Consider the following 16,100-nt stretch of genomic DNA (forward strand, 5'->3'; position numbering starts at 1 on the left):
TTACGGAACGGCCCCGTACCCCCTAGGCTGCTGATTGCTGTCTTGTTACTCGCGGGTTAAGTACTGCGCGCGGGCCGACCGGACGGCCGACGCGGCTGCCCCCCACAACCGCCGTCCACTCCACCCTTGGCCACCCGCCCCCCGGAGGTCCTCGTTGAGCAGCGTGCAGTCCATGATCGAGCGGCGTCCGTCCTCCGTGGCCCACCTCTTCCTCAGCAGGGTAGAGGCCACGCCCGACCACGAGGCCTACCGGTACCCCGTGCCGGTGGACGAGCACGCGGCCGACGGGGCGCCCGGCGCCGAGCAGTGGCGCTCGCTCACCTGGGCGCAGACCGCCGGCCGGGTCAAGGCCGTGGCGGCCGGCCTGATGGCGCTCGGCATCGGCTCCGAGGACCGGGTGGCGATCTCCTCGGCCACCCGGATCGAATGGATCATCGCCGACCTCGGCAACATGTGCGCGGGCGCCGCCACCACCACCGTCTACCCCAGCACCAACGCGGACGAGTCGGCCTTCATCCTGGCCAACGCGGGCTGCCGGGCGATGTTCGCCGAGAACGCGGCCCAGCTCGCCAAGGCCGTCGCCGAGCGGGACCAGCTGCCCGCCCTGGAGTACGTCGTCCTGTTCGACGCCCCGGCCGGCCCGGTGGACGCGGCCGGACTGACCGTGATCTCGCTGGCCGAGCTGGAGGAGAGCGGCGCCGCCTACCTGGCCGAGCACCCCGACGCGGTCGAGAAGGCGGTCGACGCGATCGACAAGGAGCAGCTGGCCACCCTGATCTACACCTCGGGCACCACCGGCCGCCCCAAGGGCGTGCGCCTGGTGCACGACTGCTGGGCGTACGAGGGCGTGGCGCAGCAGGAGAGCGGCCTGCTGCGCTCCGAGGACGTCCAGTTCATGTGGCTGCCGCTGTCGCACGTGTTCGGCAAGACCCTGATCTCCGGGCAGATCGCCACCGGCCACGTGATGGCGGTGGACGGCCGGGTGGACCGGATCATCCACAACCTGCCGCTGATCCGCCCGACCCTGATGGCCTCCGCCCCCCGGATCTTCGAGAAGGTCTACAACGGGATAGCGGGCCGGGCCAGGGCCGAGGGCGGTGCCAAGTACAAGATCTTCCTGTGGGCCGCCGGGGTGGCCCGGGAGTACGCCCGCACCACCCAGGAGAACCGGATCGCCACCGGGCGCGACAGCGCCCCGCTCGGCCTGCGGGTCCAGCACGCGATCGCCGACAAGCTGGTCTACGCGAAGATCCGGGCGGCCTTCGGCGGGCGGCTGCGTGGCTCGGTCTCCGGCAGCGCCGCGCTGGCCCCCGAGATCGGCTACTTCTTCGCCGGCGCCGGCGTGCCGGTGCTGGAGGGCTACGGCCTGACCGAGACCTCGGCCGGCTCCACGGTGAACCGCGCCGAGGACTTCCGGGTCGGCACGGTCGGCACCCCGCTGCCCGGCACCGAGGTGCGGATCGCCGAGGACGGCGAGATCCTGCTGCGCGGCCCCGGCGTGATGCGCGGCTACCACGACCTGCCCGAGCAGACCGCCGAGGTGCTGGAGCCGGACGGCTGGTTCCACACCGGCGACATCGGCGAGCTCGGCCCGGACGGCTACCTGCGGATCACCGACCGCAAGAAGGACATGTTCAAGACCTCGGGCGGCAAGTACGTCGCGCCCAGCGAGGTCGAGGGCAAGTTCAAGGCGATCTGCCCGTTCGTCTCCAACGTCCTGGTGATCGGCAACGGCCGCAACTACTGCACCGCGCTGATCGGCCTGGACGAGGCCGTCCTGCTGCCCTGGGCGGCCGAGCACGGCCTGGCCGGCAAGTCCTACGCCGAGGTGGTCGCCGACCCGCAGACGCACGCGCTGATCGAGGGCTTCGTGCAGCGCCTCAACGGCGAGCTCCAGCGCTGGCAGACGATCAAGAAGTTCACGCTGCTCCCGCGCGACCTGGACATCGAGCACGGCGAGCTCACGCCGAGCCTGAAGATCAAGCGCCCGGTGGTCGAGAAGACCTACGCGGACGCGGTCGCCGGGATGTACGCGGGCACCAACGAGGCGTGACGCCGCCGCCCCGCACGGCCCGCCCGGGCCGTGCGGGGCGTCACCGCGTTCGGGCGGTCCCCACGTGCTGGGCGTCACCGCGCGCGGAGGAAGCGGCGCGGTGCGGGACAATGGGCGAATGCCCTCCGCACTCCCCGACGGCGTCCCCGTGCCGTCCGACGGTTCCCTGCCCGCCCACGCCCTGGCCGGGCTGGGCGAGCGCCCGTTCGGTTTCTACGTGCACGTGCCGTACTGCGCCACCCGCTGCGGCTACTGCGACTTCAACACCTACACCGCCACCGAGCTGCGCTCGGCCGGCACGGTGGCCTCGCAGGAGACCTACGCCGACAACCTGGTGGCCGAGGTGCGGCTGGCCCGCCGGGTGCTCGGCGCGGCCGAGCTGCCGGTGCGCACGGTCTTCCTCGGCGGCGGCACCCCGACCCTGCTGCCGGCCCGCGACCTGGTGAAGATGCTGGGCGCGATCCGCGACGAGTTCGGGCTCGCCCCCGACGCGGAGGTCACCACCGAGGCCAACCCCGAGTCGGTCGACCCGGCCTACCTCGCCGAGCTGCGCGAGGGCGGCTTCAACCGGATCTCCTTCGGGATGCAGAGCGCCCGCCCGCACGTGCTCGCGCTGCTCGACCGGCACCACACCCCGGGGCGCCCGGAGGCCTGCGTGGCCGAGGCGCGCGCGGCCGGCTTCGACCACGTCAACCTGGACCTGATCTACGGCACCCCCGGCGAGTCCGACGACGACTGGCGGGCCTCGCTGGAGGCGGCCGTCGGGGCCGGCCCGGACCACGTGTCGGCCTACTCGCTGATCGTCGAGGACGGCACCAAGCTGGCCGCCCGGGTCAAGCGCGGCGAGCTGCCGATGATCGACGACGACGTGCACGCCGACCGTTACCTGATCGCCGAGGAGGCCCTCGCCGCGGCCGGGTACTCCTGGTACGAGGTCTCCAACTGGGCGACCACCGAGGCCGGCCGGTGCAAGCACAACGAGCTGTACTGGACCGGCGGCGACTGGTGGGGCGCCGGTCCCGGCGCGCACAGCCACGTCGGCGGGGTGCGCTGGTGGAACGCCAAGCACCCCGCCGCGTACGCCCAGGCGCTCGCCGAGGGCCGCACGCCGGCGCTCGGCCGCGAGCTGCTGGCCGGCGAGGACCGCCGGGTCGAGCGGATCCTGCTGGAACTGCGGCTGGTGGACGGCTGCCCGCTGGACCTGCTGACCGCGGCGGGCCTGCGGGCCGCCGAACGGGCGCTGGCCGACGGCCTGCTGGACCCGGCCGCCCATGCGGACGGCCGGGCCGCGCTCACCCTGCGGGGCCGGCTGCTGGCCGACGGCGTGGTCCGGGACCTGGTCGACTGACCGGCCCCGGCCGGGGCGTCAGCGGGCGGTCGGGGCGGCGGAGGCCGTGACCGTCCGCAGCGGCCACTCGCGGTGGAACGCGGGCAGCGGGATCCGGCCCTCGACCACGGGGGTGCCGAAGACGGTCAGGTGCGCCAGCAGCGCGCCGGTCAGGTCGACGCCGCCGTACAGGCTCAGCGTGCCCTGGGCCTGGGTGAGGCCGTGCGCGGTGTCGAAGGCGACCGCGCCCTCGGCGGTGGCCCGCAGGTACGGCTGCACCACGGCCTCGACGCCCACGGCGCCGTACAGGCCGACGCTCACCTGGGCGCCGAGGCCCGCGCGCACCTCGGCCTTGCCGCCGAGGCGGGCCCGGACGGGGGAGACCTTGGTGTCGTCCGCCGCGGTGACCGGGCTCCAGCCGCGACCGCCCGAGTAGTCGGCGTCGACGTGCCAGGAGCCGTCGAACTCCTGCTCCACCGACGCCGAGACCTTGCCGTCGGCGCTGACCTCCAGGTAGGCCGTCAGGCCCAGGTTGACCACGACCGGCAGGCCGCCGACGGTGATCACCGGGTTCGCGTGCAGCTCGGCCAGCGGGACGCGCACCGGCGTACCGGTGCCCTTGGCCAGCTCGCCCTCCACCCGCCACTGCGCGTGCGCGTCCAGGTCGAAGCCGACCGAGGCGGTGCGCGGGGCGCCGACCTGGGCGCCGTGGTACGCGAAGTGCACGGCCGGGTGCAGCCGGAGCGAGCCCGAGGCCTGCGCGGCCGCGCCGCCGGGCAGCGGGATCGGGGCCCGGACGTCCAGCTGGAGGGTGCCGGAGGCCTCGGCGGTGGCGCCGCCGGCGTCCGCGCCGAAGGACAGCTTCACGTCCTCGACCAGGGGCTTGACCGAGAGCGCGTGCGGATCGACCGGCACCCGGCCGTCCGCCTCGGCGCCGCCGAGCAGCTCGGGCAGGGTGGCCGGGCGGGTGTCGGCCCGGACGGTGCCGTCGGCGCCCGGCTGCACCTTGGTGACCGCCAGCAGCGCGCCCTGCGGCGCGGCGGGGGTCGGCGGGCTGGCGATCAGCTGGCCGGCCTGCACCGGCTCGGCCGCCGGCGGGGTGCCGTCGGGGCTCGGGCTCGCGGACCGGGCGGTGGACGGGGTGGTGGACGGGGTGCGGCTCGGGCCGGGGGAGCCCTTGGTCGCGCTCGCCGTCGCGCTCGGGCTCGCAGCCGCGCCGGTGGCGGCCGGCCCGGGGGCGGCGGCCAGCACGGCGGTGCCGGTGGCCGGGTCGTAGGCGGCCAGCCGGACGCTGCGGGCGGCGGGGGCCACGGCGGGTCCGCCGGGGCTCGGGGTCACCACGGCGGTCTGCTGCGGGCCGGGCCGCGCGGCGGCCACCACCAGGGCCTCGCCGGTGCCCTGCGGCGTGGCGCCGCCCCGGGCCGGGGCGGCGGGCGTCGCGGCGGCCGCGGCGTCCGCCGACGGCGGTGCGGCCGGGCCCGCGCAGGCGGCGGCGCCGAGCAGGACGGCCAGCGCGAGCGCGGGCAGCCGGAACGTACGGACGGAGTTGGACAACGGATCCCCTTCGACGCGCGGCGCAGAGCGGGGCCGCGCGGAAACACCGGAAGCAGGCGACCCCGGATGCGGGGCCGCCTGCGTGATGTTACTGACGGGTTATCAGCTTGTCGAAATCATGCCAAAGGGTCGCCCGGCCGCTCGGCCGTCACGAAGTCGATCAGCTCCTCGACCCGGCCGAGCAGCGCCGGGTCGAGATCGCGGTAGGAGTTCACCGAGGCGAGGATCCGCTTCCAGGCCGCCGGGGTGTCCACCGGCCAGCCGAGCCGGCGGCAGACGCCCTCCTTCCAGCCCTCCCCGCGCGGCACCTCGGGCCAGCCGGGGATGCCCACGCCGGACGGCTTCACGGCCTGCCAGACGTCGATGTACGGGTGCCCCACCACGAGCACCGAGTCGCCGGTCACCCGGCCCGCGATCCGGTGCTCCTTGGTGCCCGGCAGCAGGTGGTCCACCAGCACGCCGAGCCGCCGCCCCGGGCCGGGCGCGAACTCCGCGACGATCGCCGGCAGGTCGTCGATCCCCTCCAGGTACTCCACCACCACGCCCTCGATCCGCAGGTCGTCGCCCCAGACCCGCTCGACCAGCTCGGCGTCGTGCCGTCCCTCGACGTAGATCCGCGACCCGCGCGCCACCCGCGCCCGCGCGCCGGGCACCGCGACCGAACCGGACGCCGTCAGCCCGGGGCCGCGCGCGGGGGCCGGCCCGCTCGGCCGGACCAGGGTCACCACCCGGCCCTCCAGCAGGAAGCCGCGCGGCGTCAGCGGGAACACCCGGTGCTTGCCGAAGCGGTCCTCCAGGGTCACCGTCACCCCCTCGGCGGTCTTCTCGCAGCGCACCACCGCGCCGCAGAAGCCGGTGGCGGCCTCCTCGACCACCAGATCACGCTCGGCCGCCACCTCGGGGGCGGGCTGCTGCCGCTTCCACGGCGGGGTCAGGTCCGGTCCGTACTCCCTGCTGCGCATGCCCGGACTATACGAAACCGACCCCCCGTCAGCGCCCGCAGGCCCTGGGCGGCGCGCTCACAGTCCGGGAGCGCCCCAGACCGGGAACCAGCGGGTCAGGTCCTGTTCCAGCCGCAGGTCGTTGCCGAGCATCGCGCGGACCTGGAGCTCCAGCGGGCTGTTGCGCTTCTCGCCGCCGCCGGGCATCGGCGCGAACGGGTAGAAGGTCCCGCGCTTGAACAGGTAGACCAGGGCGAGCGGCTGCCCGGCCTCGTTGCGGAAGCCGACCAGCGAGCAGAGCAGCTGCGGGCCGAAGCCGTTGCCCTCCAGCTCGCTGTTGACCGCGTGCAGGTCGTTCACCAGGTCGGGGAGCTGCTCGGGGGAGTGCCGGGCGAGCAGCCAGGAGTACCCGTAGCCGTCCTGCGAGGCCTCCACCGGGACGCCGCCGTTCGGGGTGTCGGCGTCCAGCAGGGCCCGGACCTGCCGCTCGACCTCGGCGAACGCGCCGCCCTCGACGGCGGCGAAGCAGACCGAGCCGAGGCCGGTCGGACGGAACCCGGCCGCCGCCTCCAGGGTCAGCGCCGCCGACGGCACGCCGAACAGCTGGTCCAGGTCCGGCTTGGCCGGCTTGCTGCGGCCGAGCAGGGCGTCCAGGAATCCCACGTCGAGCTCCTCGGTGACGGGTGACGGGTGGCGGGTGACGGGTGACTGGTGGCGGGTGCGGGCGGCGGGCGGTGTCCGGTACTACCGGCTCAGTGGCCGAGCTCGGCGGAGATCTTCGCCAGCTGGGCCAGCCGCTGCTCCAGCGACGGGTGGGTGGAGAACAGCTGGGTGGCGGCCTCCCGGGCGCTCAGCGCGGGGGCGAAGTAGAAGGCGTTGTACGGCTGCGCCTGGCGCAGGTCCTGGGTGGGGATGGCGGCGATCTGCCCGGTCACCTTGGTGAGTGCCGAGGCCAGCGCGCTCGGCCGGCCGGTGAGCTGGGCGGCCGCCCGGTCGGCGGCCAGCTCCCGGTAGCGGGAGAGCAGCCGGGTGAGCAGGAAGCTGAGCGCGTACACCACCACGCTGACCAGCGGGATGATCAGCAGGGCGATCGCGGTGTTGCCGTCGTTGCTGTTGCGGTTGCCGCCCACGAACCCGCCGTACAGCGCGATCCTGGTCATCGCCCCGGCCAGCACGCCGAGGAAGCCGGCGATCGTCATCACCGCCACGTCCCGGTGGGCGACGTGCGAGAGCTCGTGCGCGAGCACGCCCTCCAGCTCCTCCGGGTCGAGCCGGCGCAGCAGCCCGGTGGTGACGCACACCACGGACTTCTCGGGTTTGCGGCCGGTGGCGAAGGCGTTCGGCATGTCGTTGACGGCCACCGCGACCCGGGGCTTGGGCATGTCGGCCAGCGCGCACAGCCGGTCGATGGTGCCGTGCAGCTGCGGGTACTGCTCGGGGGTGACCTCGTGGGCCCCCATCGCCCGCTCGGTGATCTTGTCGCTGAACCAGAACTGGGCCACGAACAGCCCGCCGGAGATCAGCACGATCAGCGGCCAGGCCCCGCGCAGCAGGACGATCAGCAGCCCGGTGAAGCCCACGTAGACCAGGCCGATCAGGAACATCGTGGTGACCATCCGACCGGTCAGCCCCCGATCGGGGGCGAACCGGGAGTGCTGCCCTGAAGTCGACATCGCCACTCCCTCGCTCTCGCGCTCGCCTCCGATGCTGCCACTCGGGACGCCCCCGAGCACCACGCACCGCCCGTACCGCCCCGGCAATGCGGGAAGGATCACCGGGGCGGCCCGTTCCTGCCGTCGGGGCAGGGCCTTACACTGGCTGGTAAGGTCCTGGCACTCTGCCTGCCGGAGTGCCAGATATCGGACACTCAACAGCTCAACGGACGAAGACGGAGGTGCGTGCCCATGGTCGACGAGCCCCGTTCCGTCGAACCGGCCCGCGCGGTGGTGGATACCCGCCCCGTCGGCCGTCCGCTGGACGACCGCAGGCTCGCCGTGCTGCGGGCGATCGTCCAGGACTACGTGGGTACCGAGGAGCCGGTCGGCTCCAAGGCCCTGGTCGAGCGGCACAGCCTGGGCGTCTCGCCGGCCACCGTGCGCAACGACATGGCCGCGCTGGAGGAGGAGGGCTTCATCCAGCAGCCCCACACCAGCGCCGGCCGGATTCCCACCGACAAGGGGTACCGGCTGTTCGTCGACCGGCTGGCCGAGGTCAAGCCGATGACCAGCCCGGAGCGCCGGGCGATCCGGCACTTCCTGGAGGGCGCGGTCGACCTGGACGACGTGGTGGCCCGCACGGTGCGGCTGCTGGCGCAGCTCACCCGGCAGGTCGCGGTGGTCCAGTACCCCTCGCTGACCAGGTCCACGGTCCGGCACATCGAGCTGGTCCAGCTGACCCCGGCCAAGGTGATGCTGGTCCTGATCACCAACACCGGCCGGGTCGAGCAGCGGATCGTCGACTGCCCCGGCGCGGTCGGCGACACCGTCCTGGCCGACCTGCGGGCCAAGCTGAACGCCAGGGCGGGCGGCCGGCCGCTGCCCGAGGTGCCGGTCGCGCTGGAGGACCTCCCGGCGGCCTTCGAGCCGGCCGAGCGGCCGACCGTCAGCACGGTGCTGGCCACCCTGTTCGAGACGCTGGCCGAGCAGAACGAGGAGCGGATCATGCTGGCGGGCACCGCCAACCTGACCCGCTTCGGACACGACTTCCCGCTGACCATCCAGCCGGTGCTGGAGGCACTGGAGGAGCAGGTGGTGCTGCTGCGCCTGCTGGGTGAGACGGCGGACGCCGCGATGACCGTCCGGATCGGCCACGAGAACGCCTACGAGGGGCTCAATTCCACCTCCGTCGTCTCGGTCGGTTACGGTTCGGGCGACCAGAGCGTGGCGAAGCTCGGGGTGATCGGTCCGACCCGGATGGATTACCCGGGCACAATGGGGGCGGTGCGAGCGGTGGCACGGTACGTCGGCCAGATCCTGGCCGAGTCGTAGGACATGACGCGCCGCAGGCCGGCGCGCAGCAGTCGCAAGCACTTCTAGAGGCGGAACAAACCGGAGCATTTGGTGGCCACGGACTACTACGCGGTACTCGGCGTCCGACGTGACGCGGGTCAGGACGAGATCAAGAAGGCGTTCCGGCGTCTCGCGCGCGAACTGCACCCGGACGTCAACCCGGACCCGAAGACGCAGGAGCGGTTCAAGGAGATCAACGCCGCCTACGAGGTGCTCTCCGACCCCGCGAAGCGGCAGGTCTACGACCTCGGCGGGGACCCGCTGTCGCCCAACGGCGGTGGCGGCGGCGCGGGCGGGTTCGGCGCGGCCGGATTCGGCTTCTCCGACATCATGGACGCCTTCTTCGGCGCCGCCGGCGGCCAGCGCGGACCGCGCTCGCGCACCCGGCGCGGCCAGGACGCCATGATCCGCCTGGAGATCACCCTGGAGGAGGCCGCGTTCGGCACCACCAAGGAACTCCAGGTCGACACCGCCGTCACCTGCACCACCTGCAGCGGCGAGGGCGCGGCCCCCGGCACCTCCGCGCAGACCTGTGACATGTGTCGCGGCAAGGGCGAGGTGTCCCAGGTCACCCGGTCCTTCCTGGGCCAGGTCATGACCTCGCGGCCGTGCCCGCAGTGCCAGGGCTTCGGCACCGTCGTGCCGACCCCGTGCCCCGAGTGCGCCGGCGACGGCCGGGTGCGCGCCCGCCGGACCCTCACCGTCAAGATCCCGGCCGGTGTCGACAACGGCACCCGGATCCAGCTGGCCGGCGAGGGCGAGGTCGGCCCCGGCGGCGGCCCGGCCGGCGACCTGTACGTCGAGATCGCCGAGAGCACCCACCCCACCTTCCAGCGCCGTGGCGACGACCTGCACTGCACGGTCACCATCCCGATGACGGCGGCCTCGCTCGGCACCCAGGTGCCGCTGCAGACCCTGGACGGGCTGGAGGAGGTCGACATCCGGCCCGGCACCCAGTCCGGCCAGTCCATCCCGCTGCACGGGCGCGGCATCACGCACCTGCGCGGCGGCGGCCGGGGCGACCTGATAGTGCATGTCGAGGTGCAGACGCCCACCAAGCTCGACCCCGAGCAGGAGGACCTGCTGCGGCGGCTCGCCGTGCTGCGCGGCGAGGAGCGGCCGGCCGGCCACTTCGCGCCGGGGCAGCAGGGGCTGTTCTCCCGCCTGAAGGACGCGTTCAACGGCCGCTGAGGCCCTGAGCGCACCCGATCGTCCCGAGGCCGGCCCCGGCGGACCACAGCGTCCGGCGGGGCCGGCCCGTCCGTCCTGCTGTTCCCGGCGGCCCGGTGGTGGCCGCCGGGGAGCCACCCGGAGGTTCCTGCCATGACCGCGCCCGTGTTCGTCGTCGAGGCCGGCCGGCTGGCCGCGGTCGCCCCCGGGGCGGTGGTGCGCCTCGACGGCGCCGAGGGGCGGCACGCGGCCGCGGTCAAGCGGCTGGCGGTGGGGGAGGAGGTCACCCTCGCCGACGGGCTGGGGCTCGGCGCGGACGGCACCGTCTCGACCGTCGAGGGCAAGGACGCGCTGGACGTCACGGTGACCGGGGTGCGGCGCGAGCCGGAGCCGAGCCCGCGGATCGTGGTGGTGCAGGCGCTCCCCAAGGGCGACCGGGGCGAACTCGCGGTGGAGACCATGACCGAGGTCGGGGTCGACGTGGTGATCCCCTGGGCGGCCTCCCGCTGCATCACCCAGTGGAAGGGCGAGCGCGGGGCCAAGGCGCTGGCGAAGTGGCGGGCGACCGCCCGCGAGGCGGGCAAGCAGTCCCGCCGGCTGCGGTTCCCGGAGGTCCGGGAGCTGATGACGACCCGCCAGCTGGCGCCGCTGCTCGGGCAGGCGGCGCTCGCCGCGGTGCTGCACGAGGAGGGCGCCGAACCGCTGGCCGCCGCCGACCTGCCCGCCACCGGGGACATCGTGCTGGTGGTCGGCCCCGAGGGCGGCGTCGCCCCCGAGGAGCTCGCCGCCTTCGCCGAGGCCGGCGCCCGCCCCTACCGCCTGGGCAGCTCCGTCCTGCGCACCTCCACCGCCGGCGTCGCCGCCGGAGCCCTCCTCCTCGGCCGCACCGGCCGCTGGTCCTGACCCCGACCACCGGCCCCGGCTGCTCCGGCAGGATGACCCCGTGGACGTCGAATTCTTCATCGAGCACGACGGGTCGGGTCGGCGCTTCGAGCCGGTGGTGGGCGCGTGCTTCGAGCCCGACGATGCCGTCCTGCTCTGGGAGAGCCGGCTCACCGGCGTCACCGTCGAGGAGCTCCGGCGCCGCGGGGAGCCGCGAACGCTGGCACCGATGGCCGACGGGTACCTGGGGTTCGTGTTCTCGGCCCGCCTGTGCGTCGCCCTCGCCGCCGCCGACCAGGACCGGCTGGACGAGGTGGCCGAGGAGTGGGCCGAGCAGGAGGCGGGCCTCGGCGACCCGGACGCCATCTCGGCGCGGACGGCCGTCGAGATCCTGCGCGGGGTGGCGGCGCTGGCCCGTAGGCGGCGCTGGGTGTACTGCCGCTGCTGGTGACGGATCCCGTTCGCGGCGCGGGCGTTTCGCCCTCGAAGAAACTCTTGGCCGGGCTGTCGGGTGGTGCCTAGGGTGACTGCCGTGACCGAACCAGAGAGCACCTCCTCCACGGGCGCCTACCTGCGCCACCCGCATCTGCACGGTGACCTCGTCACCTTCGTCGCCGAGGACGACATCTGGCTGGCGCCGGTCGACGGTGGCCGGGCCTGGCGGCTGACCGCCGATCAGACCCCGGTGAGCCGGCCCCGGTTCTCGCCCGACGGCCGGTCGGTCGCCTGGGCCTCCACCCGGGACGGCGCCCCGGAGATCCACGTGGCGCCGGTCGACGGCGGCCCGGCGCGCCGGCTCACCTACTGGGGCAGCCCGTTCACCGCGCTGCGCGGCTGGACGCCGGACGGCCGTCCGGTCGCCACCACCACCGCGGGGCAGGCCACCATCCGGCGCTCCTGGGCGTTCGCCCTGCCGCTGGACGGCGGCGAGCCGACCCGGCTGCCGTACGGGCCGATCGGCGGGCTGGCGTACGAGCCGGGCGGCGAGCGGGTGCTGCTGCTCTCCGCGATCAGCCGCGAGCCGGGCTGGTGGAAGCGGTACCGGGGCGGCACGGCGGGCAAACTCTGGATCGGCTCCCAGGAGTTCGGGCGGCTGCACGCCGATCTCGGCGGCAACGTCGAGTCCCCGCTCTGGGTCGGCGGCCGGGTCGCGTTCCTGTCCGACCACGAGGGCGTCGGCCAGCTGTACTCCAGCCTGCCGGACGGCTCCGACCTGCGCCGGCACAGCGCCGGTGGCCCGCAGGAGCAGGGCTTCTACGCCCGCAACGCCACCACCGACGGCACCCGGGTGATCTGGCACAGCGCGGGCGACCTGTGGCTGCTGGACGACCTGGACGGCGCCGCGCCGCGCCGTCTCGACATCCGCCCGGCCGGCCCGCGCACCGACCGCCAGCCCCATCCCACCCCGGCCGCCGGACAGTTGGAGACGGTGGCACCGGACCGCACCGGCCGGGCCAGCGCCGTGGTGGTCCGCGGCAGCGTGCACTGGCTGACCCACCGGGAGGGCCCGGCCCGGGTGCTGGAGCAGACCCCCGGCACCCGGGCCCGGCTGGCCAGGGTGGTGCCGGGCAAGGACGGCGCGCAGGGCGTGGTCTGGGTGACCGACGCCGAGGGCGAGGACGCGGTCGAGTACGCCCCGGCGGTGCTCGGGGCCGAGCGCCGCCGGTTCGCCGCCGGGCAGCTCGGCCGGGTGCTGGACCTGGCGGTCTCGCCGGACGGCGCCCGGCTGGCGGTCGCCGCGCACGACGGCCGGCTGCTGCTGGTCGAGCTGGCCGACGGCGCCGTGCACGAGCTGGTGCGCAGCGGTGACGGCGAGGTCAGCGGCCTGGTGTTCAGCCCGGACTCGGGCTGGCTGGCCTGGTCGCAGCCGACCCTGGGCCCGTGGAGCCTGCGCCAGATCATGCTGGCGAACCTGGCCGACCGCACGGTCGCGGCGGCCACCCCGCAGCGGTTCACCGACTACTCGCCGGCCTTCACGGCGGACGGCAAGCACCTGGCCTTCCTGTCGGTCCGCAACTTCGACCCGGTGTACGACTCGTACGTCTTCGACCTGTCGTTCCCGACCGGGGCCCGGCCCTATCTGCTGACGCTGGCGGCCGACACCCCGTCACCGTTCGGCCCGCAGCGGGCCGGGCGGCCGGCGGGCGGCGAGCCGGAGGAGTCGGCCAAGGGCGCGGAGGAGGCCAAGGCCGGCAAGGACGGCGACAAGGGCGAGGACCGGCCCCCGGTCACCCGGGTCGACCTGGAGGGACTCGCCGACCGGATCATCCCGTTCCCGGTGGAGGGCGGCCAGTTCGGCAGCCTGCACGCCACCCGGGAGGGGGTGCTGTGGACCAGGCTCCCGCTGCTCGGCGAGCTCGGCGACATCGCGGCCTCGCTGGAGGACAGCCACCCGCGGCCCGCGCTGGAGCGGTTCGACTTCGCCAAGCGCCGGGCCGAGGAGCTGGTCGCCGGGGTGGACTCGTACGCGGTGAGTGGTGACGGCGGCCGGCTGGTGGTGCAGGACGAGGGCCGGCTGCGGGTGCTGCCCGCGGAGAGCAAGGCGGGGGAGGACGACGACCTGGAGGTGGACCTCGCCCGGGTGCGGGTCACCGTCGACCCGGCCGCCGAGTGGCGGCAGATGTTCGACGAGAACGGCCGTCTGATGCGGGACAACTACTGGCGCGCGGACATGAACGGTGTCGACTGGGCCGGGGTGCTGGCGCGCTACCGCCCGCTGGTCGAGAAGGTCGGCACCTACGACGACCTGGTCGACCTGCTCTGGGAGACGGTCGGCGAGCTCGGCACCTCGCACGCCTACGTCCGGGCGCACGGCCGGGGCACCGAGGAGGCCCGCCGGCAGGGGCTGCTCGGCGCGGACCTGGTGCGCGACGGCGAGGTCTGGCGGATCGCCAGGATCCTGCCGGGCGAGTCCTCCGACCCGCGGGCGCGCTCGCCGCTGGCGGCGCCCGGCGCGGCCGTGCGGCCGGGCGACGCGATCGTGGCGGTGAACGGCCGCCCGGTGGACCCGGTGACCGGGCCGGCCCCGCTGCTGGCCGGCACCGCCGGGCAGCCGGTCGAGCTGACCGTGACCGCCAAGGACGGCACCGGCGAGCGCCACCCGGTGGTGGTGCCGCTGGCCGACGAGGAGGCGCTGCGCTACCACGACTGGGTGGCCGGCCGGCGGGCCGCGACCCGGGAGCTGTCCGGCGGCCGGCTCGGCTACCTGCACATCCCGGACATGGTCAGTGCGGGCTGGGCGCAGCTCCACCGCGACCTGCGGGTGGAGGTGGCCAAGGAGGGCGTGGTGGTCGACCTGCGGGAGAACCGCGGCGGCCACACCTCGCAGCTGATCATCGAGAAGCTCAACCGGCGGATCGTCGGCTGGGCCCGGGCCCGTGACCTGGCCAACCCGACCTCGTACCCGGACGACGCGCCGCGCGGCCCGGTGGTGGCGCTGGCGGACGAGTTCTCCGGTTCGGACGGCGACATCGTCAACGCCGCGATCCAGGCGCTGCGGATCGGCCCGGTGGTCGGCACCCGCACCTGGGGCGGGGTGATCGGCATCGACAGCAAGTACGCGCTGGTCGACGGCACCGGGGTCACCCAGCCCAAGTACGCCTACTGGCTGGAGGGTTACGGCTGGGGGGTGGAGAACCACGGCGTCGACCCGGACGTCGAGGTGCCGATCGCCCCGCACCAGTGGGCCGCGGACCTGGACCCGCAGCTGGCCGAGGGCGTGCGGATCGCGCTCGCCGCGCTGGACGGGGCCCCGGCGAAGGCGGCGCCGCCGCTGCCGGAGCTCTAGCCGGACGGGTGGGCGGCCCCCGCGGCCGCCCACCCGTCGTCCCCGCTCAGACCTCGTCGACGTAGCGCCGTTCCTCCACCACGTCCGCGCCGCGCAGGCCACCGAGCCGGCGGCGGCGGAACACCCGGACGTAGGCGATCAGGCCGATCAGGCCGGCCAGCATCAGGATCACGCCCGCCGTGTGCAGGTTCACCCCCGAGACGTGCCAGTCGACGGCGAACGCGAGGATCGCCCCGATCGCGAACACGATGACGCAACCACCGATTCCCATGGTGCTGACCTCCTGCCGTGGTTCGGCCCGTTCGGGCCGGCCCTCGCCTACCCCGGGCCGGTACCGCCATGCGGGTTGACCCACTCCGGGTACGAGGGCTCGGGGGCGGCCGCGGCGGGGGCGCCGACCTCGGCCCAGACCGTCTTGCCACTGTCGTGCTCGGCCACGCCCCAGGCGTCGGCGAGCCGTTGGACGATGTGCATGCCGTGCCCGCCGGGCTGTCCCGGGCGGTGCGGCCGGCTCATGACGGGCGGGGTGCGCAGGCCGTCGGCCACCTCGATGCGCAGCCGGCCGCCGGCCGTGGCGTGCAGGGTGAGCCGCTGCGCGCCCCCGGCGTGCAGCAGAGCGTTCGCGACCAGTTCGTTGACCAGGAGCAGCAGGTCCTCGACCTCCTCCGGATCGGTGCGGCCCCAGTCGGCCAGTGCCTCCCGGGTGAACGCCCGGGCCCGGGAGACCTGCCGGGGCAGGCCGGCGAGCAGGACGCTGCGGCGCTGCCCGGCCGCGGGCAGCGCGGCGCCGGGCGGGCGCTGCCAGGTACTGCTGCTCGGGCCGCTGCTCATCTGCTCTCCCCGCTCTCCCGGGCCTGGTCGTGGTCGAAGGTCAGTGGCTCCGGCGCGATCGGCCGGGGCTCGCCGTGGTGATCAGTACGGCCGCGGTACGACTCCTCCGCGGGTGCGCCCCGGGCTCTCCGGGGACAGGGGTCGTCTTCCCGCCATCCGCCGGGGCATGCGCACCCGTCGTCCGGTCGTTCCCGGGCCTCACGTGCACATGCCGGCCGGGATTTGTGAAGGTGGTGTGTGTTCAGGATCGGTCCGGGAGGACCTGGGTACACGGCGTGGGTCAGAGCGCGAACGAACCACGCATCGAAACCGGAAGAGGGAGACCCATGGCCGTCCTGAATCCCACGACGTCGACCATCGTCCCGACGCCGCAGGCCACCGCCGAGCACCACGAGGCCGCCGCGCCGCCCCGGGTCGACACCCTGCCCCGGAACCTGCCGCGGATCGGGGACCTGCCGCGGATCGAGGATCCGTCGGCCGTCTCGCCCACCGACGCCCGCGCCCTGTCGAAGACGCTGTTCGCCCGCCTCGCGGTGCTGGAGGAGGG

General features: G+C 74.7%; 13 protein-coding genes and 1 pseudogene. 8 read left to right on the top strand and 6 right to left on the bottom strand.

The genetic code is table 11. The annotated features are described in order from the left end of the window. Positions 1–154 precede the first annotated feature (154 nt). Together ABT014_RS22460 and hemW are read left to right on the top strand one after the other, a co-directional pair. The gene (locus ABT014_RS22460) at positions 155–2,053 is read left to right on the top strand and encodes an AMP-dependent synthetase/ligase (RefSeq protein ID WP_350640788.1); all 1,899 of its coding nucleotides are present in this window, start codon (positions 155–157) and stop codon (positions 2,051–2,053) included. Between the two features lie 118 nt (positions 2,054–2,171). Continuing rightward, entirely contained in the window at positions 2,172–3,401 is a 1,230-nt protein-coding gene (gene hemW / locus ABT014_RS22465) for a radical SAM family heme chaperone HemW (RefSeq protein ID WP_350640789.1), read from the top strand. Positions 3,402–3,419: 18 nt separating this feature from the next. Here the strand turns inward: hemW and ABT014_RS22470 are convergent, their stop codons facing one another. From ABT014_RS22470 to htpX, 4 genes are all read right to left on the bottom strand, one after another. Beyond that, positions 3,420–4,934, bottom strand: coding sequence for a hypothetical protein (locus ABT014_RS22470; RefSeq protein ID WP_350640790.1), 1,515 nt, complete (start codon positions 4,932–4,934; stop codon positions 3,420–3,422). Between the two features lie 116 nt (positions 4,935–5,050). Further along, positions 5,051–5,896, bottom strand: coding sequence for a DUF3097 domain-containing protein (locus tag ABT014_RS22475; RefSeq protein WP_350640791.1), 846 nt, complete (start codon positions 5,894–5,896; stop codon positions 5,051–5,053). Positions 5,897–5,953: 57 nt separating this feature from the next. After that, positions 5,954–6,538 carry a PspA-associated protein PspAB gene (gene pspAB, locus ABT014_RS22480; RefSeq protein WP_350640792.1) on the bottom strand — a complete coding sequence of 195 codons (585 nt, stop codon included), beginning with the start codon at positions 6,536–6,538 and terminating at the stop codon, positions 5,954–5,956. 89 nt (positions 6,539–6,627) lie between these two features. Then, positions 6,628–7,548, bottom strand: coding sequence for a zinc metalloprotease HtpX (gene htpX / locus ABT014_RS22485; protein ID WP_350640793.1), 921 nt, complete (start codon positions 7,546–7,548; stop codon positions 6,628–6,630). A 231-nt stretch (positions 7,549–7,779) separates the two neighbouring features. Here htpX and hrcA point away from each other — a divergent pair, with 231 nt between their 5' ends. The 5 genes from hrcA (at position 7,780) to ABT014_RS22510 (ending at position 14,722) form a co-directional block, all read left to right on the top strand. Further along, a complete protein-coding gene (gene hrcA, locus ABT014_RS22490; protein WP_350640794.1) occupies positions 7,780–8,862 on the top strand; it encodes a heat-inducible transcriptional repressor HrcA in 1,083 nt (360 codons plus the stop codon). Positions 8,863–8,934: 72 nt separating this feature from the next. Continuing rightward, positions 8,935–10,074 (top strand): molecular chaperone DnaJ, encoded by a 1,140-nt coding sequence (dnaJ, locus tag ABT014_RS22495; RefSeq protein WP_350640795.1) that lies wholly within the window; start codon positions 8,935–8,937, stop codon positions 10,072–10,074. Positions 10,075–10,206: 132 nt separating this feature from the next. Continuing rightward, positions 10,207–10,956: a 16S rRNA (uracil(1498)-N(3))-methyltransferase gene (locus ABT014_RS22500; RefSeq protein WP_350640796.1), complete on the top strand. Its 750-nt coding sequence runs from the start codon at positions 10,207–10,209 to the stop codon at positions 10,954–10,956. Between the two features lie 40 nt (positions 10,957–10,996). Then, a complete protein-coding gene (locus ABT014_RS22505) occupies positions 10,997–11,386 on the top strand; it encodes a hypothetical protein (RefSeq protein ID WP_350640797.1) in 390 nt (129 codons plus the stop codon). Between the two features lie 81 nt (positions 11,387–11,467). Next, positions 11,468–14,722 (top strand): S41 family peptidase, encoded by a 3,255-nt coding sequence (locus tag ABT014_RS22510; RefSeq protein WP_350640798.1) that lies wholly within the window; start codon positions 11,468–11,470, stop codon positions 14,720–14,722. A 46-nt stretch (positions 14,723–14,768) separates the two neighbouring features. Here ABT014_RS22510 and ABT014_RS22515 read toward each other — a convergent pair whose 3' ends face one another. After that, positions 14,769–14,993: a hypothetical protein gene (locus ABT014_RS22515; protein ID WP_350640799.1), complete on the bottom strand. Its 225-nt coding sequence runs from the start codon at positions 14,991–14,993 to the stop codon at positions 14,769–14,771. Positions 14,994–15,040: 47 nt separating this feature from the next. Continuing rightward, complete coding sequence (locus ABT014_RS22520) at positions 15,041–15,553, bottom strand: ATP-binding protein (protein ID WP_350640800.1); 513 nt, start codon at positions 15,551–15,553, stop codon at positions 15,041–15,043. 326 nt (positions 15,554–15,879) lie between these two features. On the opposite strand from ABT014_RS22520, the pseudogene ABT014_RS22525 reads away from it, so the two are divergent. Continuing rightward, a pseudogene (locus ABT014_RS22525) lies at positions 15,880–16,100 on the top strand (RNA polymerase sigma factor SigF); the annotation flags it as partial.

The organism is Kitasatospora sp. NPDC094015, assembly GCF_040304075.1.
Classification (GTDB): Bacteria; Actinomycetota; Actinomycetes; order Streptomycetales; family Streptomycetaceae; genus Kitasatospora.